This window comes from Nesterenkonia sp. AY15, from assembly GCF_022565855.1.
GTDB lineage: Bacteria > Actinomycetota > Actinomycetes > Actinomycetales > Micrococcaceae > Nesterenkonia.
Window position 1 is genome coordinate 260048 of the sequence record NZ_JAJOYV010000002.1, and the last position, 16483, is coordinate 276530.

21 protein-coding genes are annotated in these 16483 nt (G+C 67.5%); 8 read left to right on the plus strand and 13 right to left on the minus strand.

The annotated features are described in order from the left end of the window. The first annotated feature begins 265 nt into the window (after window positions 1-265). Window positions 266-802, plus strand: a complete 537-nt coding sequence (locus LSI54_RS05050) for a BON domain-containing protein (RefSeq protein ID WP_241470608.1) — start codon at window positions 266-268, stop codon at window positions 800-802. A gap of 216 nt (window positions 803-1018) precedes the next feature. After that, a complete protein-coding gene (locus LSI54_RS05055) occupies window positions 1019-2026 on the plus strand; it encodes a universal stress protein (RefSeq protein WP_241477870.1) in 1008 nt (335 codons plus the stop codon). A gap of 12 nt (window positions 2027-2038) precedes the next feature. On the opposite strand, the gene LSI54_RS05060 is transcribed toward LSI54_RS05055, so the two are convergent. The 8 genes from LSI54_RS05060 to LSI54_RS05095 all read right to left on the minus strand — a co-directional run bounded on the left by LSI54_RS05060 (window position 2039) and on the right by LSI54_RS05095 (window position 6539). Next, on the minus strand, window positions 2039-2662 hold the full coding sequence (locus LSI54_RS05060) for a hypothetical protein (protein ID WP_241470610.1): 624 nt from the start codon (window positions 2660-2662) through the stop codon (window positions 2039-2041). Next, on the minus strand, window positions 2659-3234 hold the full coding sequence (locus tag LSI54_RS05065; RefSeq protein ID WP_241465466.1) for an RNA polymerase sigma factor: 576 nt from the start codon (window positions 3232-3234) through the stop codon (window positions 2659-2661). The genes LSI54_RS05060 and LSI54_RS05065 overlap by 4 nt, the downstream gene beginning before the upstream one ends. A gap of 162 nt (window positions 3235-3396) precedes the next feature. After that, window positions 3397-3999, minus strand: coding sequence for a hypothetical protein (locus tag LSI54_RS05070; RefSeq protein ID WP_241470611.1), 603 nt, complete (start codon window positions 3997-3999; stop codon window positions 3397-3399). Beyond that, window positions 3996-4577, minus strand: a complete 582-nt coding sequence (locus LSI54_RS05075; RefSeq protein WP_241470612.1) for a DUF6286 domain-containing protein — start codon at window positions 4575-4577, stop codon at window positions 3996-3998. The genes LSI54_RS05070 and LSI54_RS05075 overlap by 4 nt, the downstream gene beginning before the upstream one ends. Beyond that, window positions 4574-4867 carry a hypothetical protein gene (locus LSI54_RS05080; RefSeq protein ID WP_241465469.1) on the minus strand — a complete coding sequence of 98 codons (294 nt, stop codon included), beginning with the start codon at window positions 4865-4867 and terminating at the stop codon, window positions 4574-4576. Before LSI54_RS05080 ends, LSI54_RS05075 begins: the two co-directional genes overlap by 4 nt. Before the next feature lie 101 nt (window positions 4868-4968). Next, window positions 4969-5157 carry a DUF2273 domain-containing protein gene (locus LSI54_RS05085; RefSeq protein ID WP_241465470.1) on the minus strand — a complete coding sequence of 63 codons (189 nt, stop codon included), beginning with the start codon at window positions 5155-5157 and terminating at the stop codon, window positions 4969-4971. Then, on the minus strand, window positions 5154-5636 hold the full coding sequence (locus tag LSI54_RS05090) for an Asp23/Gls24 family envelope stress response protein (RefSeq protein ID WP_241465471.1): 483 nt from the start codon (window positions 5634-5636) through the stop codon (window positions 5154-5156). The genes LSI54_RS05085 and LSI54_RS05090 overlap by 4 nt, the downstream gene beginning before the upstream one ends. 438 nt (window positions 5637-6074) lie before the next feature. After that, a complete protein-coding gene (locus LSI54_RS05095) occupies window positions 6075-6539 on the minus strand; it encodes a MarR family winged helix-turn-helix transcriptional regulator (RefSeq protein WP_241470613.1) in 465 nt (154 codons plus the stop codon). A 17-nt stretch (window positions 6540-6556) separates the two neighbouring features. Here LSI54_RS05095 and LSI54_RS05100 point away from each other — a divergent pair, with 17 nt between their 5' ends. The 5 genes from LSI54_RS05100 to LSI54_RS05120 all read left to right on the plus strand — a co-directional run bounded on the left by LSI54_RS05100 (window position 6557) and on the right by LSI54_RS05120 (window position 11038). Continuing rightward, complete coding sequence (locus tag LSI54_RS05100) at window positions 6557-7441, plus strand: NmrA family NAD(P)-binding protein (protein ID WP_241470614.1); 885 nt, start codon at window positions 6557-6559, stop codon at window positions 7439-7441. Beyond that, window positions 7438-8058: an NAD(P)-dependent oxidoreductase gene (locus tag LSI54_RS05105; RefSeq protein WP_241470615.1), complete on the plus strand. Its 621-nt coding sequence runs from the start codon at window positions 7438-7440 to the stop codon at window positions 8056-8058. Before LSI54_RS05100 ends, LSI54_RS05105 begins: the two co-directional genes overlap by 4 nt. Window positions 8059-8419: 361 nt before the next feature. Then, complete coding sequence (locus tag LSI54_RS05110; protein WP_241470616.1) at window positions 8420-8737, plus strand: TMEM208 family protein; 318 nt, start codon at window positions 8420-8422, stop codon at window positions 8735-8737. Next, entirely contained in the window at window positions 8703-10043 is a 1341-nt protein-coding gene (locus LSI54_RS05115) for an AMP-binding protein (protein ID WP_241465476.1), read from the plus strand. Before LSI54_RS05110 ends, LSI54_RS05115 begins: the two co-directional genes overlap by 35 nt. A gap of 119 nt (window positions 10044-10162) precedes the next feature. Beyond that, window positions 10163-11038, plus strand: coding sequence for a 1,4-dihydroxy-2-naphthoate polyprenyltransferase (locus LSI54_RS05120; protein ID WP_241470617.1), 876 nt, complete (start codon window positions 10163-10165; stop codon window positions 11036-11038). A gap of 72 nt (window positions 11039-11110) precedes the next feature. Here LSI54_RS05120 and LSI54_RS05125 read toward each other — a convergent pair whose 3' ends face one another. Beyond that, window positions 11111-11668, minus strand: coding sequence for a PLD nuclease N-terminal domain-containing protein (locus LSI54_RS05125; protein WP_241465478.1), 558 nt, complete (start codon window positions 11666-11668; stop codon window positions 11111-11113). Between the two features lie 61 nt (window positions 11669-11729). Between LSI54_RS05125 and LSI54_RS05130 the strand changes: the two genes are divergently transcribed. After that, window positions 11730-12074 carry a DUF4229 domain-containing protein gene (locus LSI54_RS05130; protein ID WP_241465479.1) on the plus strand — a complete coding sequence of 115 codons (345 nt, stop codon included), beginning with the start codon at window positions 11730-11732 and terminating at the stop codon, window positions 12072-12074. A 118-nt stretch (window positions 12075-12192) separates the two neighbouring features. Here the strand turns inward: LSI54_RS05130 and ccsB are convergent, their stop codons facing one another. Genes ccsB through LSI54_RS05150 form a run of 4 tightly spaced genes read right to left on the minus strand, consistent with a single transcriptional unit; the run spans window position 12193 to window position 16422 of the window. Beyond that, a complete protein-coding gene (ccsB, locus tag LSI54_RS05135; protein ID WP_241470619.1) occupies window positions 12193-13266 on the minus strand; it encodes a c-type cytochrome biogenesis protein CcsB in 1074 nt (357 codons plus the stop codon). After that, the gene (gene resB / locus LSI54_RS05140; RefSeq protein WP_446740415.1) at window positions 13266-14951 is read right to left on the minus strand and encodes a cytochrome c biogenesis protein ResB; all 1686 of its coding nucleotides are present in this window, start codon (window positions 14949-14951) and stop codon (window positions 13266-13268) included. Before resB ends, ccsB begins: the two co-directional genes overlap by 1 nt. Then, entirely contained in the window at window positions 14951-15742 is a 792-nt protein-coding gene (locus tag LSI54_RS05145; protein WP_241465481.1) for a cytochrome c biogenesis CcdA family protein, read from the minus strand. Before LSI54_RS05145 ends, resB begins: the two co-directional genes overlap by 1 nt. After that, entirely contained in the window at window positions 15742-16422 is a 681-nt protein-coding gene (locus tag LSI54_RS05150; RefSeq protein ID WP_241470620.1) for a TlpA family protein disulfide reductase, read from the minus strand. Before LSI54_RS05150 ends, LSI54_RS05145 begins: the two co-directional genes overlap by 1 nt. Between the last annotated feature and the right edge of the window lie 61 nt (window positions 16423-16483).

The following is a 16483-nucleotide window of genomic DNA, read 5'->3' on the forward strand; positions in this document are numbered from 1 at the left end:
TGACCTGCACAGCGATGCAGGCTTCAGCCTCCATCGCATACCTGCATTCTGACCGACCGCCAGTCCACAGTCACCCCCGGAGCAGCACTTCCTGCACGAACCAGCCGCACGGACCCGCTCCACGGCAGGATCACCGTGGCAACCGAGATCTCCTTCGGTGCTGCCAGCAGCACTGTGGGACCAATGGCCCTGTGTCACCTGTGCGATACCCGCCACAGTGGAGTGAGCTCCGCGAAACAGCGAGCCATGAGTTTAGGGAGCGCCTGTGAAACCCAGCGAACAGACCGCATTCGAACATGAACTGGAAACGGCCGACGACCGGACCCCGCTCACGCATACTCAGGAATCGAACATCCAATCGGAAGCCAATGCCGCGATCGTGAAGGCTCTGGCGCGATCAACGAACAGCCCCAGCACGATCGAAGCCCGGGTGGAGAACTTCACAGCAGTTCTCACCGGTCAGGTGGACTGGAACTTCCAACGCGAACTCGCGAAACGGGCCGTTGAGAACGTCGCTGGCGTGGAGCATGTGGAGGACCAGACCACGCTCCGGGTGCGGACCCCCATCGAAAATGCCGCGGACCGGGTCAAGAAGGCGATGTCTCTCAACCAGAAGATCGACGCGAGCCACGTGATCGTCACCATCACCGGCAACACTGCGGTGTTCACCGGTTATGTGAGATCACTGGCTGAGAAGAAGCAGGCCAGCCTCGCCACGTGGGTCTCTCCTGATGTGACTCGGATCGACAACCGCCTTGCAGTTCGTCGAATCCACTTCGCACCCTTTCGGCGTCGCAAGTGAAGCGGCATCAATGCGGCATCGCAGATGCCCTCCCCTCGTGCAGGGCGACGGATCCGATGGTGTGCAGACCCTGGAGCCACGGGGCCCCTTCAGCGTGTCATCCAAGCTGAACGCTCCGAGCCCCATCACTCACTGAGATCCAAGAAGACGAGCGGGCGAACACCTGACAGGGGCCTTCGTCCGCACCCTCCGAACAGGCCCCTGTGGAGGTCCGCAATGGAGAATGACACCCACTCGGCGCCACGCCCCCTGGCCTTCGACCCCGCCGCGCGCGACCTGGGCGTGCTGGTCGGATTCGACGGCTCCCAGCAGTCCATCCAGGCGCTGCACTACGGCGCCATGGAGGCTCAGCGCAGCGGTCGAAGGCTGACCATCGTGAGCGCGTACAGCGTGCCCGCTCCGGTCGCAGCCACGATCGGGGCAGTGCCGGACAAGTTCGAGGCCCAACACTCCGTCGTTGCCGCGAAGGCTCTGCTCGATGAGGCGCGGAGCTATCTTCAGGACTACCCGGGTGAAGTCATCTACCGGACCGAACGCGGAGACGCCGCAGGGGTGTTGGTGGATCTCTCCACCGTGGCGGAGCTGGCAGTGGTGGGCGCCAGGGGTCGCGGCGGATTCGTGGGACGGCTCCTGGGCTCCGTGTCATCGGCGCTCCCGGCCCATGCTCGCTGCCCCACCGTCGTCGTCGCCCGGCAGTACAAGATCACTGATGCGGCGGGCCCGACCCGCTTCGAGCCGGTGCCGGACGAGCGGCCGGTGATCGTCGGCATAGACCGTTCGCCGCACAGCAGGATCGCGGCTCTTCAGGCGGCAGAGCAGGCGCTGAACCGCGGCACGGTCCTGCATCTGTTGATGGCTCTGCCCACCCTGGAGGGGTGGTTGGACTGGTATCCAGGACTTGACACCCCCGACCAACGCATCATCGACCAGCGCAGATTGCAGCTGGAGGAGTCACTGGCGGCAGAAGTCGCGTGGCTGGGCCGACACTATCCCTCGCTGACCATCACGGCCGCGGTGAAACCTGGGGATCCGGTGGCACAGCTGAGCAGATCCACCCACGAGGCGCAGCTGACCGTGGTCGGCACCCGAGGCCGCAGCGGATTCACCGGGGTGCTGCTCGGTTCGGTCTCCCACGGTGTGCTCCTGCGAGCCGCTGGTCCGGTCATGATCGTCCCTGAACTGCAGGACGAGCGATTGAGTGACCAGCCCGACCTCATCCGGTGAGTCCTGAGAAGATCACGGTGCGCTTTGATCCCTTCGGGCAGCGCCGGTCCGTTGCCCGGGTGGCCCGGTCGATTGCGGGCGTGGGACATAGACATCCGTGACGGTGATATCGATGCCGTCGACGTCGAGAGCGGCGTGGCGCGTCAGCGCGTCGAACAGTCGGTCGCGCAAGGCGTGGACCAGGTCTGGCAGCGGATGGCCCCACCGGGCACTCAGATTGACCTGGACTCGGACTCCAGAGCTAGGCGTCTCGCGGTCTCCCTGAACCTGGCACCGACCGATCGTCACACCTGCCACGGAGTCTCCGGTGGAGCGAATCAGTGCCAGCACGAAACCCTCGGCAGTCGGGGTTGGACCCTTGACGGGTATGGACAGCGGCTCCTGCGCTCTGGGCTCCACGCGGAGCCGCGCCACGAGGCGGTCCAGCCAGAGCGCACCCACGCTCTCGGCCCGGCAGATGTCGTCCTGGGCGAGGCGGTCGGTGAGACTGTCCAGGCGTCGAAGGCCTTGAAGGCTGGATCGACATCTGGGGCAGTTTCGGACATGGGGCTCCAAGTTGGGCTCGCCGGTGCGCAGGTACTCGTTGAGGTCTTCGAGTGAGTGCCTGTAGCCGGGATGGGTGGGCACCGAGGTCATTGCCACGCCTCCATTTCTCTAAGCAGGGCGGCACGCGCCCTGGACAGGTTCCCTCGGACGCTATGGATGCTGATGGTCAAGATCTCTGCGATCTCTTGATATGAGTGCCCGCCGATCTCTCTGAGGACCCAGCACTGCCGCTGTTGTTCCGGCAATCGGTGCAGCGCCTCGGAGAGTGCCTCCAGCAGACAAGCTTCGATGGCAGAGCTCTCAGGGGCGGGACTGTCGTCGACGGTTCCGGGTTCAAGGTCCTTGGGTGTGGGGGTCGTGCGGCGCCGACGCAAGAGGTCAATGCCGCAGTGGCTGGTGATGCTGAGAAGCCAGCCTCGCAGAGCAACGGCATCCCTGAGAGTGGGAAGCTGCCGCCATGCCTGCAACAGGGCTTCCTGGGTGATGTCCTCCGCGTCGACGGCTGCCCCCGCAAGGCGCCGAGCGTAGGCGTACACCATGGGACCGTGTCTGCGGACCAGGACCTCAAAGGCGTCCACGTCGCCATCGATGGCGCGTTCGACCAGAAGCACATCTGTCTGTTGCGCCAGGTCCGACGAGCCCGGCGCCTCCGGCCCGTCCATCGCTCCTCCGTCCCAACACCTACCAATGCCACGTGATGGTGATCACAGTCTATCCAGCGACCCCTGTCAGCCCGAGCATCGCTTTGTGTCTTGCAGCGGCTTATATGGGCTCCGCACTCCTGGCGGCCGCCGGGAGCCGCGATTCGGGAAGGGGCGAGAGGATCAACGGGGGCGCCCGGTGCGGGTCGAGCGCGAACGTGGGCCGGCTCTGATGTGGACCAAGATCGGGATCAGCTCCCCCAGCAGCGTGTCCAGGCCCGCGATCGCCTCCTCCGCCGTGGCGGCGATCCGCCGGGGTGACGCGCCCCTGCGGGCACGGACGACCATCTGCACCCCGTAGCCGCCCTTGATCTTCCACGAGGACACCCTGAGGGAGAGGACTTCGCCATCACCTTCCATGGCCTCCCTGATGGCTCGGGCCGCCAGGGAGTGGTCCACCGTGGTGGTGCCGCTGCTCGTGCTGCGGACGCCGAGCCTGTCGCTGCGACCACCACCCTGAGAGAAGATCCAGCGGAGCAGGAGGAGGATCGCCAAGACCACGAGACCCACCAGTGCCACGGTCCACCAGCTGATGCCTGTGTCCCCCATCGGTGCCGATCGGAGCTGCTCCAGGACCCATGCCCATGTGTCTGTTCCTGTGCGGGACCAGGCCTGAGCAATGCTCGGGTTGAGCCCCGCGGCAGCGGTGAGCGTTCCCGCAGCGATCAGCAACACTCCCAGCAGGGTGATCAGCAGCCGGTTCAGGCTGCGCGGCGTGCCGTTCATCCCCCCACCACCCCCCGGTTGCTGACATGGACCCTCACGGCCGGTTCCGGGCGCAGCCCATAGGAGGCCAGCTCGTGGCGAACCGCCTCCTCCACGGCCGCCTGGTCGAGTGCCACCCCCGAGGTGGGCCGGAGCCTCACGTCCACGCCGCGGCGCCTCACCGCGGTGGTGACCTGTCCCGGCAGCAGTCCAGCGGCCTTGCGGGCCGCGCGAGACAGCGCCGCGGCGATGACCTCGTCATCGACCACCATGGCGCTGCGTTCGCTGGGAAGAACGTGGCGGGGCCGGCGACCCGGGAGGATTCCGACCAGCACCAGTGCCAGGCCGATCAGCGCCAGCCCCACACCGGCACCCACAAGTCCCGCGGGTGTGGTGTGCTGCGGCACCGCGATCAGCCACTCGCCCATCTCAACCGAAGAGACCAGCAGTGCCGGCGCGTCGAGAGCAGAAAGCACGGTTTCTGCCCCCACCCACACCAGCACAAGGATCAGCAGTGCCGCAGTGACCACCGACGCCATGGCCCGCGAGGAATGGGTGGTTCGGCGGGCGACCCGTCGCGCAGGAAGTGTTGTGCTCATCGGCGTCTTCCCTGCCGCGCCAAGGGCTCACCCATCAGGCGGAGGTCGACCCGCCCGACCACATATCCCGTGAGCAGACGCGTCTGCTCGATGATGCGTCGGCGGTTTGCCTCAGCGCGATCGTAGAGCGAGCCCTGTCCACCGCCATCCGAGATGCGTCCGATCCCACGCAGCGGCGACACGGCCATCGGGACGGCAATCGAGACCCAGAGCATCCCCTGGTCATCGCGAAGCTGGGCCTTCAGGCTCTGTACCGGCACGCAGAAGACGTCGGCGGTCACCGCTTCCACGACTCCGGTCAGGGCCCGTGAGCTGATCCTGGTATGGCCGACACGCCGATGCACCGCACCGGAGGTTCCTGATGGAACGAGTCCGACCTCCGAAACGGTGCTCATGAGGAGCGCTGACCGCGCAGGGCGTCCATCACGCCGGCAAGATCGAGCCGACCCTCCACGATCCGGCCCAGCATCGCCCCGATGACCGTCGCAACGGCAACCAGCAGAAGTCCCCAGAAGCCGAACACGAGGAGCGTGAGCGCCAGAACCGCTCCGATGGCCGCGCCGGAGACGGTGGCACTCATGAGACGCGAGAGCCTCTGGACTCGGGCGCGTCGTCACTCTCGTCCGCCACCTCGGGGAGATGGATGTCACTGATGACCACGTTGACTTCGGTGACCTCCATGCCGATCAGCTCTTGGATCACGCCGTAGACGGCATTCCTGACGTTCTCGGCCACCTCCTGCAATGGGTACGGGTACTCCACCACCAGGTTCAGATCTGCGGCGACCTGGGTCTGACCGACTTCGACCGAGACCCCCTGCGTGAGGTTGTGCTGGCCCACGACGTCGCGCATCGAGCCGATCGCGCGTTCAACGCCACCGCCCACGGCCCACACGCCGGGAACCGCTACCGTGGCGATGCCGATGATCTTCTCCACCACGTTGTCCACGATGGTGGTGGACCCCCTGCCGCCGTCTTCGGACTTCACCACGGTCGCGGACCCCGCCGCCGCGACGCCAGGCTTACCCGAGGTCGGCTTGTTCTGAGTCTGAGTAGTCACAGTAATCACTCCATCGTGTAGGTCGTGCCTGATCATCGTGGTTGATGGTCACACTGATAAGACGCATCCACGTCAGTCATCGTCACGCCTCCAGACGTGTCGGTCACATAACGATTGCCGGTCACCGGCTCAGCGTTCGGCGCCTGGCGCCTGGCGCACCACCGTCGCAGCCGCATCGGTCTCTGCACTGGATGCCCCTCTGTCCGGCCACGATCAGGTGGATCAGATGACGACGCTGATCGGCAGCGGCAACCGGGACCACTCGCTGGAACTGGCATTCAGGGACATGGTGGGGATGTCTGTCCTGGTGGTTGTCACATTCCGGCAGGCCCCGAGGTGGCAGGAACGCAGGGCCCTCGCCCGCACCTGGCCTCGGGAGGGGCACCGGACATCATGGTGCGGGAGATCAATGCTCTTCCTGCCGCGCCCTGAAGCTGATCACACCAGGTCCTGAGCACTGCTGTGGTTCAGCCCGTCGGCGAAACGAGCGAGGAGCACCCCCAGTCGCTCGACATCATCCGGGTCCCATTCACGCACCTGGTCGGCGAGCCATGCCGTGCGGGTCGTCACCGCGCGCTGGCGCAATGCGGAGCCAGCAGGGGTCAAGACCAGGGCAGTGCGCCGGGCGTTGACGCCAGACGGGGTGCGGTGGAGGAGTCCTGCTTCCTCAGCGCGATCCACGAGGCGGCTGGCGGTCGAAGCGGTCACATCAGCCAGATCAGCGACATCTCCGACGGTGACTTCGCGGTGCTCATCCGCTCCTCGGGCACAGGCCTCCACGACCAGCAGACTCGACATCTCCACTGAGGCGCTGCCATCGGCCACCAGTCGATTGCGCGAGGCCCCCCACAGCCGACGCAGCCGAATCAGCGAATCATCGAGCAGGTGCAGATCAACATCCATATGTGTACCATACACATATGAGTCCGCCGATACTTGTCACCGGGGCCACCGGCAACGTCGGCGCCCCTCTGCTCCGGGCACTCCGCCAGGCCGGAGCAGAGGTTCGCCCGGCCTCCCGAGGCAACCAGGACCCCGAAGGCGTGTCCTTCGACTTCACCGATTCGAGCACCTGGGGCCCGGCGTTCGCCGGAGTGCAGTCGATGTTCCTGGTGCGTCCGCCGCAGATCGGCGATGTGCGCCGCGGGCTGGTGCCGACACTCAGGGACGCGCGCTCACGGGGAGTGCGGCACGTGGTTCTGCTCTCCGTGCAGGGAGCCGGGCGCGTACCCGCGCTGCCCCACGCGGGACTCGAGCGATGGCTGCGAAGATCCGGTTTGAGCTGGACCTTCCTGCGTCCCTCCTATTTCGACCAGAACCTCTCCACCGTCTTCGCCGCGGACATTCGCGAACGCAACCAGATCATGGTGCCCGCCGGCGGAGGTCGTACGGCATTCGTGGACGCCCACGACGTCGCTGAGGTCGCCGCAGCGGCGCTGCTGGACCCCGCACACCACACCGACCGGATCTGGACGCCCACCAGTGACGAGTCCCTGACCTATGACGAGGTCGCCGAGGTGCTCAGCTCCGTGCTGGGCCGCACCATCACCTATCGGCGGCCCAGCACGCTCGACTACGCCCGGCATGCCCGCACGACGCTGGGCTTCGATCCTGCAATGACTGTGGCCACCACCATCATCCACTCCACCGCCCGACTGGGACTGGCAGGGCACCTCACCGACGACATCCGGGCCGTCACCGGCCGGGCACCCACCACCCTGAGGGAGTTCGCGCTGCGCGAGCGCGCCGCGTGGGAACCCCACTCCCCTCTTCAGACCCCGCAGAAGAAAGGCCGAACATCATGAACGTCACTGTGCTCGGAGGAACCGGCAGGACAGGTCGACTGCTGGTGGAAGAACTGCTCCGACGAGGCCACCAGGTCACGGCGCTGGTTCGTGACCCGGACAGGGCTCCGGAGCACGCACGGGTGGTCATCGGGGACAGCCGGGACCCACAGGCGCTGGCCGAGGCGCTGGTAGGAGCCGAGGCGGTGATCTCGACCTTGGGCCCTGCACGGAAGCAGAACCAGCTGCACCGGCAGACCGTCGAGCAGCTGGTGCCGGCGATGCGAATGGCCGGGGTGCGCCGCTACATCGGAATCAGTGGCGCCGGAGTCGACGCCGACGGGGACTGCAAGAGCCGACGGGACCGGGTGATCTCCGCAGCCATGGGCCTGTTCGCCCGCTCCTTGGTCGCTGACAAGACTGTCGAGCTGGCCACCTGGCAGGACACCGAGCTGAACTGGACCCTGGTGCGCCCACCCCGACTGATGGACGGACCCGCTACCGGCGGCGTCGAACATGATGCGCACGTGTCAACACGCTCCACCGGTATGCGCCGGACCGATCTCGCGATCTTCTTGACCGACGTGCTCGACCAGGAGATCTACGTCCGGCAGGCCCCGTTCGCCGCCACCCGATGACGCTGCTGGGCTGGAACCCTCGAACGCGGTTCGGTCCAGCATGACCATGTCCAAGCCAACGATGTCCACGACGGCGGGACTCTTCGTGACCCTCACCGGGGCCATCGTGGTGTTCCTGACGCCGTGGTCCCCGCCACCCTGGCCGTCGTCGTCGCGGCACGGAGCAGGTTCGATAGGCCCGATGAGTCACTCCGCTGCTGCGGGGGACGCGCAACGGCAGCAGGACACTGTCGGAGCGACCGACGCCGGGGACCCGCATGGCCGCTGGTGGAGACGATGCCGAACCTAGGCGCCATGTCCCGATCGCACCCTGAGCACCCGCATCTCCCTGGCTGAGGAGCACAGTTGCTAATCTTGGCTCATGTTGCCTTGGTTTGCGTGGATCGTCATTATCGCAATCGTCATGTTCACCCTCGCCCAGATCGTGAGCATGGCCACCGGTAGGCCACTGCCAGGGGGCTCCGACGCGGCGGATGAGATCGAGACGCTGCGCAAGCGGGTCAAGAAGCTGGAGAAGGGCGACAAGGGAGAGCTCGAGCGCCCGCAGATCCCCACCAAGTCCGAGGAGAACTTGTCCGCCGAGGACCGCTGGCGCCTGGACATGCTCGAAGCCCGACTGGAAGAGCTGGAGAAGCGCAGACGAGATGACCGAGACAAGAAGGACGACGGCGGCAGCTGAGGTGCCCGAGACCACCTCGCCGACCGACTCCTGGGTTCCCGCGGCACTCACCGCCCTCGACGCCGCACTGGGCTCAGCTCTCGACGCCGGAGCTGCCCTGCACCGAGAATCTGGCCCCGCGGCTCCCCCGCTGGAGTTCCAGCCCGCTGACGCCACCGGCGTTCCCACCTGGACCTCACGCCACGACGTCCCCGCCGACCTGAGGGCGGTGATCGTGCGCACCTCCGGCTCCACCGGCACCCCGAAGCAGACGCTGCTTCCTGCCGCGGCCATCCACGCCTCGGTCACAGCCACCGCGCAGGCGCTGGGCGGGCACGGACAGTGGCTGCTCACCCTGCAGCCGAGCTATGTCGCGGGCCTCGCCGTGCTCGCCCGCAGCCTCGCCGCCGGCACCACTCCGGTGCCGCTGCTGCAGCACACCACCGATCCGACAGCCTTCACCCAGGCCGCCCAGCAGCTCTCGGCCGCACGTCGGTTCATCTCCCTGGTCCCCACCCAGCTGCAGCGCCTGCTGGACCATGTCCCGCAGGATGAGGCACTCACCGCGGCGCTCGCCCGCTTCGACGCGATCCTCTTGGGCGGCGGCGCCTCCTCCCCGCAGCTGCTGCAGCGCGCAGCGGCGCATGGGCTCACCGTCGTGCGCACCTACGGGATGAGCGAGACCTGCGGCGGCTGCGTCTACGACGGCCGACCCTTGCCCGGCGTACATCTCGAAATTCAGGACGCCGAAGACGCAGGCTCAGGACGAGTGCGGATCAGCGGGCCCATGGTCGCCTCCGGCTACATCGCCGACCCGGACCTGACCGCGGCGCACTTCGACGTCGACCCCGAGTCCGGGCAGCGCCGCTTCCTCACCGATGATCTGGGCGAGGTCCGCACCGACGCCGCGGGTCAGCTCCTGAGCATCTCGGGCCGAACCGATGACGTGATCAACACCGGCGGGGTCAAGGTCTCCGCCGAGCGCGTCCGCTCGGTTCTGCTCAGCCACCCGCAGGTCCGGGAGGCCTTCGTCGGCCCGGTCCCGGACCCCGAGTGGGGACAGCAGATCAGTGTCGCCGTCACGCTCACCGCGAGCATCGGAGCGGATGCGCGCTCATACTCCGGCGCCAGCGCCGGCCCGATCCCCGCCCCTGCGGCACCGAGCGCCGAGGAGGTCCACCGCGAGCTCACCGCACGGGTGCGTCAGGCTCTGGGCCGCGCGGCCACCCCCAAGCGGCTGCTGATCCTTCCTGAGCTCCCGCTGCTGGCCAGCGGCAAGCCTGACCGGCAGCGGCTGCTGCGACTGCTCAGCGAATCACCGTCCTGAGCCGGTCCGACACAGAGCGGGCGGACCGCGCGCTCCGGCCCGACACGGGAGCGCTGAAGATGAAATACCGAGCTATCCGCGCGTCACCGCGTAAGAAGACAGCAACGAAAGGACACGACTTGGCAACTGTGAAGGAATGGGTCGCGGGAGCACGGCCGCGGACCCTGCCGCTGGCGGTGGCCCCGGTGATCATCGGCGCCGCCGCCGCGCACGCACTGGGAAGCTTCGATCTGCTGATCGCGGCACTGGCCCTGGTGGTGGCGCTGGCGCTGCAGGTGGGCGTGAACTACGCCAATGACTACTCCGACGGGATCCGCGGCACCGACGACGAGCGTGTGGGGCCGATGCGGCTGACCGGATCCAAGGCGGCGAAGCCTCGGCAGGTCAAGGACGCCGCCTTCGTCAGCTTCGGTCTGGCCTCGCTGGCCGGGCTGATCATCGTGATCCTGACCGGGATGTGGTGGATGCTCGCCGTGGGCGCCGCCTGCGTGCTGGCCGCCTGGTGGTACACCGGCGGGTCCCGGCCCTACGGCTACCGCGGACTCGGCGAGATCATGGTCTTCGTCTTCTTCGGACTCGTGGCCACCCTGGGCACCACCTGGGCCATGGCCGCCGAGCTGAGCGTGGGCGCCGGCATCGGCGCCGTGGGCTCAGGACTGATCGCCGCGGCGCTGCTGATGGCCAACAACGTCCGGGACATCCCCACGGACCGCGAGGCAGGAAAGGTGACCCTGGCCGTCCGGCTCGGGGAACGCCGTGCCCGGTTCAGCTATGTCGCCATGGTGGGCCTCGCACTGGTGCTGCCGCTGGCGCTGCTGGTGCACAGCTGGTGGTTCCTGCTGGTGCTGCTGGCCTTGCCGTTGGCGCTGGGACCGGCGCGGATCATGCTCTCACCGCAGAAGAAGGGTCCGGCGCTGATCAAGGTGCTGCAGCTGACCAGCCTGATCGGCATGGCCTTCGCGCTGACCTACTCGGCGGCGCTGGTTCTGAGTTGACCTGGTTCTGAGGTGACCTGATCCTCAACCGGCGGGGAGCCGAGCTGACCGTGCGCCGAGCGGATCCTCAGCTCAGCTGCGCGGTGCGGGCTGGGGGCCGCCGGCGTCGTCGTCGTCATCTGACGACTTCTTCCGGCTCTCCCCGGCGTCTCCACCTTTGGGCCGGCCATTGCTGGGGCCGCCGTCCTGGGAGCTGGGCTCACCGGCGTCCTCGGCGGAGGAGCTCCCCGCCACGGCCGCATCGGCGGCGTCGCCGAGCTCCCTCTCACGGGCGTCCTGGGTGCGGGCGTTGAGCTCTCGCTCCTTGCGGCGTGCGTCGGCATCCCGCTGGCGCTGCTCCTCGGCGCGCTGCCGCTGGCGGCGCTGGATCTCCACCTGGCGCAGGAAGTCGGGGTCATCATCGGGTGAGCGGGGCCGGCGCGGGGCCTGGCCGCCCTTCTTCGGGGCGCGGACACGTCCGAAGCCCAGCCAGAGGCTGGCACCGATGATCGGCAGCAGCACGATCACCGCGATCCACGCCACCTTGGGCATCACGCGGATCCGATGGCGCGGGGTCTGCAGGCATTCGACCAGGCTGTAGATCAACAGCCCCAGCCCCACGATTCCCAAGCCGATAATGATCCTGATCATCTCTCCAGCGTAGTTGATCTGTGAGCTCGGATTCACCAGCGAGCGGACCTACACTGGGATCATGTCTGTGCTGAAATACTCGCTGCTCCGCCTGGGTGCCTTCTTCATCGTGTTCGCCGCCTGCCTGATGTTAGATCTGGGCCGATACACCGTGATCTTCGCCCTGATCGTCGGCCTGATCGTGTCCTGGGCGCTGGGCTACCTGTTCTTCAACAGGCTGCGCCTCGAGGCGGGACAGGAGCTGGCCCGCCGCTTCGGCGGAGACCGCAAGCTGGGCAGCTCGGAGCTCGATGACAATCAGGCAGAAGACGCCCTCGCCGAGGACTTTCACCTCACCCAGGAGAAGCTCCGCGCGCAGCAGCGCAGCGCAGAGGAGCAGGGACCCCAGACCGAGTCCCCCCGCTAGTCAGCCAGACGGCGGGCCGCTGGGCAGCCCGCCGTGCAGCCTGCGCCGGCAGACCGCCGTGCGGTGAGTCCGCCTCGTGGCCTGCATCCGGCAGGCCGACCTGCTCTGGTCGGCCGTCCTACTCCGGCAGGCCCGCGTAGGAGTGCAGTCCGGGGAAGTAGATGTTGACCACGGCGTAGTTGAAGATGATGCAGCCGTAGCCGATGATCGAGAGCCAGGCCGCGCGGTTGCCGGTCCAGCCGCGGGTGGCGCGGGCGTGGAGGTAACCGGCGTAGACCACCCAGATCACGAAGGTCCAGACCTCTTTGACGTCCCAGCCCCAGTACCGGCCCCAGGCCTCTTCGGCCCAGATCGCGCCGGTGATCAGCGGGCCGAGGGTCCAGAACACGAACCCCACGGCGTTCATCCGGTAGGCCCAGTTCTCCAGGGAGGTCGCCGAGGGCACCAGCCGCAGGAACTGCCAGCCGCTGCGCCTGGTGGTCTCCCCAGCGGCCTGTGCGAGCTCGCGCCGGTGCTGGATCAGCTGCAGCACGTTCATCGCGAAGGTCAGCGTGAACAGCGAGATCGCGAGCACCGCAAGCGAGACGTGGATCGCGATCCATGGGGTCTGCAGCGCGGGCTGGACATGTGCCAGCGGTGTCGGGAACCCGATGGTGGCCGCGGCCATCATGGTGACCACGAGGCCCAGTGCGAAGGTCCCCAGGAAACGGACATCCTTGCGGGTGAGCACCAGCAGATAGACCGCGGCGACCACCAGCGCGCCGGTGGCCAGGAATTCGTACATGTTCGCCCAGGGCACCCGGTTGGCGGCGATGCCGCGGGCAGCCACAGCGAAGGTGTGCGCGGCCACTGCCAGGACTGTGAGGGCGACCGCGACATTGGCGAACGGGCGAGGCGTGCCCAGGTAGGCCATCCCGTCGTCGACCAGCTCATCGGCGGGGGCGGCCGCCACCGGCTGGTCGGCGCCAGCCCCGGTGCCGGCGCCCGCTGCTGCGCCTGTCGAAGATTCTGCCCCGACGAGCTCGCGCTCGGCGGCGTTCTCTGCCGCCAGCTCATCCTCCACCCGGCGGATCGTCGCGGAGCTGCGGATCATGTCGACCGCGAAGAGCATGAACGCGGCAGTGTAGATGAACGCGGCGATCAGCATGAACAGTTCGCTGTACTGCGCCAGTTCCATATTGATGGATTGCATCAGGATTCCTTCTCTGGGGCGCGCACCGGCCACTTCTTCTCGAACTGGGTGCGCAGGGCAATGTTCTCATCTCGCAGTCGAAAGTCCTCGCCGCGGGAAAGCAGGCCGTAGCGCACCAGGGTGCGCCCGACGGATGTGGTCTCCACAGTCACCCAGGCGCGACGGCGGCGCAGGAACAGTGAGAGCACCAGGCCGCCGAGGGCGGTCAGCGCGAAGATCAGCACTCCCTGCTGCGCCGGGTTGTAGTGGATGTCGACCGCGATGTAGTCCTGGACCCCGTCGAAGCTGATCGAGCCCATGCCTTCGGGGAGTTCGTGGGTCTCACCCGGGGAGAGCACGATGCCGCCGACGTCGAGCTCACGGGAGTTCAGCGTCTCCAGGGATTCTGTGTCGAGCACGTAGACGTTCTGCGCGAGCCCGTCATCGAGACCGAGGTCGCCGTAGTAGGAGTTCAGCTGCAGCTCCGGGTTGCCCAGCTCGGGGTCCACGGAGACGGCGAGGCCGTCGCCGGCGTCCTGCGAGGTGGGTAGGAACAGGCCGACGAAGCCGAGCTGCTCGGGGGAGGCGTCGGGCGCCTTGATCACCGCCATGGAGGTGTAGACCTCATCCTCCGGACGGGTGACCACCGGGCCGGAGAAGGCGACCTCGCCGTCGCCGTCGCGCACCGTGACCTCGGGGGCGTAGCCGTTGCCGACCAGGAAGACGCGGACGCCGTCCATGGTCAGCGGCTGGTTGACCTTGAGCTCCTCGGTCTGCGGCTCCCCGTCCGAGCCGAGCCGGGTGGTGACATCGGCGGTGAAGTCCAGGGCCTGGCCGAAGTGGGTGGTCGATTCCCGGTCGAAGACCCGCTCGAAGGCGTCGAGCCGGACCGAGAAGGGCTGCATCTGGTCCTCGCTGAAGTACGCACCGGGGTAGAAGTTGTCATAGGCGACCAGAGCGTTGACGAAGCTCTCGTCCTCCACCAGGATCTTCTGTCCGCGGTAGCTGAACATCGAGCCCAGCGCCACGCAGATCAGCACACCGACCAGCGCCACGTGGAAGAGCAGGTTCCCGGTCTCCTTGAGGTAACCCTTCTCGGCGCCCACCGAGGTGTCGCGGACCTCGACCCGGTAGCGCCGGGACTTGAGGATCGCTGCCGCGTCCTGCAGGGCCTCATCCGGAGCAGGTCCGTCCTGGGCGTCGCCGGCGGCGCCGGACTGCAGCTCCAGCGCCCCTGACTCCGGGAGGCGCTCGAGCCGGCGCGGGGTGCGCGGCGGCGCGGAGGTGATCTGCTGCCAGTGCTTCTTCGCGCGCGGCAGGATGCAGCCGATGAGTGAGATGAACAGCAGCAGATAGATCGCGGAGAACCAGATGGAGGAATAGACGTCGAAGAACTGCAGGAAGTCCAGCACCTCCCCGACCCCGGGGTTGTCCTCGATCCAGGTGGCCACCGCGAAGGAGTCCTGCACCCGCTGCGGGAATATCGATCCGGGCACGGCGGCCACGGCGAGCAGCAGCAGCAGCATCAGCGCGGTGCGCATCGAGGTCAGCTGGGTCCAGGCCCAGCGCAGCATGCCCTTGGGGCCCAGTGCCGGGGTGGTGACCTGGGTCTTTCCGCCTGACGGGCTGCGCGGGTCGTTCTCGGCGGCCTCGGGCGCGTCGCGGTGCCCGGCCGGCATATAGGTGTTCTCTCGTTTTTCCGCCATCAGATGGGCAGCCTCACTTCATTGGCGAACCAGTCCTGCAGGGCATAGACCCAGGTGTTCCAGATCCCGGAGAGCATCAGCAGCCCGACCAGGATCAGCACGGCACCGCCGAAGCGCATCACGGCGACCTTGTGCCGCGTGAAGAACTGCAGGGTGGTCATCCCGCGCTTGAGACCCATGCTGATCAGGATGAACGGGATCCCGAGTCCCAGGCAGTAGATGAACATCAGGAAGGCTCCGCGGCCCGGATCTCCCCCCATCGGCGTGGCCAGGGCGAGCACAGCGGCCAGGGTGGGGCCGATGCAAGGCGCCCAGCCGATGCCGAAGGTGGCGCCCAGCAGCGGCGCGCCGAGCAGCCCGTCCGGCGGGCGGCGCTCGATCTTGCGCTCGCGCTGGAAGAAGGTGAAGGCGCCCATGAAGACCAGCCCCATGATCACGACGACGCCGCCCAGCACCTGGGTCAGCCAGCCCCCATCCACGCGGAGCCAGACGATCGCCTGGGTGAAGACCACCCCGATGAGCACGAACACGACGGAGAAGCCCAGCACGAAGAGCGACGCGCCGAGGACCATCCGTGATCTGCGCCGCTCGTGCAGCTCAACGCCGGAGAGTCCGGTGACGTAACCCAGATAGCCGGGCACCAGCGGCAGGACGCAGGGTGAGAGGAAGGAGACCAGCCCGGCGAGCAGAGCCACCGGGGCAGAGATCAGCAGGGAACCGTCGAAGACGATCTCGGCGAAGCGGTTGTCGGCGGTGCCGGCCAGCGGCGCCGCGAGGAACAGAGTGTCCATCACTGCTGCGCTGGCTCCGGCGCGGCGAGGCTGGAGGCTGCGGCCTCAGACGCGGCGGCGTCGGCGTCTTCGTCCAGGGCGGAGTTGATCAGCGCGCGCAGCGTGCCGGGCTCGGCGATCCCCAGGATCCGCGCGGAGACCCGGCCCTGCTTGTCCAGCACAAGCGTGGTGGGCACCGCCGAGGGCGGCACATAGTCGGTCATCGCGAGCATGACCTCACCGCTGCGGTCCTCCATAGAGGGGTATTCGATGCCGAAGGTGCGCTCGAAGGCCTCGGCGGTCGGCTGGGTGTCGCGGGTGTTGACCCCGTAGAACTGCACACCCTCGTCGGTGAACTCCTCGTCGAGGTCGGCCAGGTCGGGGGCCTCCACGCGGCAGGGGGCGCAGGCGGCGTACCAGAAGTTGATCACGGTGACCTCGCCCTCCCAGCGCTCGGGGCCTACGGCGGAGCCGTCGAAGAGCGTGGACTCAAACTGCACCGGTTCGCCGCGGTCTTCGGCGGCCAGCTCTTTGACCGAGCCGTCGCCGGCGACGTAGTTGGTCCCGTCGTTCGCGGCGCGCTGGCTCAGCTCATCATTGGCGGAGCTGCATCCTGCGAGCGCCAGGGCCGAGGCCAGGCCCACTGCGGCCAGGGCGCGGAGGCGGGATGTCCGGGAGGTTCGCTTGTTGAAGACGGTCATGCGCTGCGGTGTCCAGATCTGAAGAGGGAGTCAGGGTCAGCCGAGCACTAATTCTACAGTC

Bases quoted from the DNA above. Each gene is read 5' to 3' on its own strand.
- LSI54_RS05105 (WP_241470615.1), top strand. From the start codon at position 7,438: ATGAACGTCACTGTGCTCGGAGGAACCGGCAGGACAGGTCGACTGCTG.
- LSI54_RS05060 (WP_241470610.1), bottom strand. From the start codon at position 2,662: ATGACCTCGGTGCCCACCCATCCCGGCTACAGGCACTCACTCGAAGAC.
- LSI54_RS05130 (WP_241465479.1), top strand. From the start codon at position 11,730: ATGTCTGTGCTGAAATACTCGCTGCTCCGCCTGGGTGCCTTCTTCATC.
- LSI54_RS05100 (WP_241470614.1), top strand. From the start codon at position 6,557: ATGAGTCCGCCGATACTTGTCACCGGGGCCACCGGCAACGTCGGCGCC.
- resB (WP_446740415.1), bottom strand. From the start codon at position 14,951: ATGGCGGAAAAACGAGAGAACACCTATATGCCGGCCGGGCACCGCGAC.
- LSI54_RS05070 (WP_241470611.1), bottom strand. From the start codon at position 3,999: ATGAACGGCACGCCGCGCAGCCTGAACCGGCTGCTGATCACCCTGCTG.
- LSI54_RS05085 (WP_241465470.1), bottom strand. From the start codon at position 5,157: ATGAGTGCCACCGTCTCCGGCGCGGCCATCGGAGCGGTTCTGGCGCTC.
- LSI54_RS05095 (WP_241470613.1), bottom strand. From the start codon at position 6,539: ATGGATGTTGATCTGCACCTGCTCGATGATTCGCTGATTCGGCTGCGT.
- ccsB (WP_241470619.1), bottom strand. From the start codon at position 13,266: ATGCAATCCATCAATATGGAACTGGCGCAGTACAGCGAACTGTTCATG.
- LSI54_RS05110 (WP_241470616.1), top strand. From the start codon at position 8,420: ATGTTGCCTTGGTTTGCGTGGATCGTCATTATCGCAATCGTCATGTTC.
- LSI54_RS05150 (WP_241470620.1), bottom strand. From the start codon at position 16,422: ATGACCGTCTTCAACAAGCGAACCTCCCGGACATCCCGCCTCCGCGCC.
- LSI54_RS05115 (WP_241465476.1), top strand. From the start codon at position 8,703: ATGACCGAGACAAGAAGGACGACGGCGGCAGCTGAGGTGCCCGAGACC.
- LSI54_RS05055 (WP_241477870.1), top strand. From the start codon at position 1,019: ATGGAGAATGACACCCACTCGGCGCCACGCCCCCTGGCCTTCGACCCC.
- LSI54_RS05065 (WP_241465466.1), bottom strand. From the start codon at position 3,234: ATGGACGGGCCGGAGGCGCCGGGCTCGTCGGACCTGGCGCAACAGACA.
- LSI54_RS05125 (WP_241465478.1), bottom strand. From the start codon at position 11,668: ATGATCAGGATCATTATCGGCTTGGGAATCGTGGGGCTGGGGCTGTTG.
- LSI54_RS05145 (WP_241465481.1), bottom strand. From the start codon at position 15,742: ATGGACACTCTGTTCCTCGCGGCGCCGCTGGCCGGCACCGCCGACAAC.
- LSI54_RS05075 (WP_241470612.1), bottom strand. From the start codon at position 4,577: ATGAGCACAACACTTCCTGCGCGACGGGTCGCCCGCCGAACCACCCAT.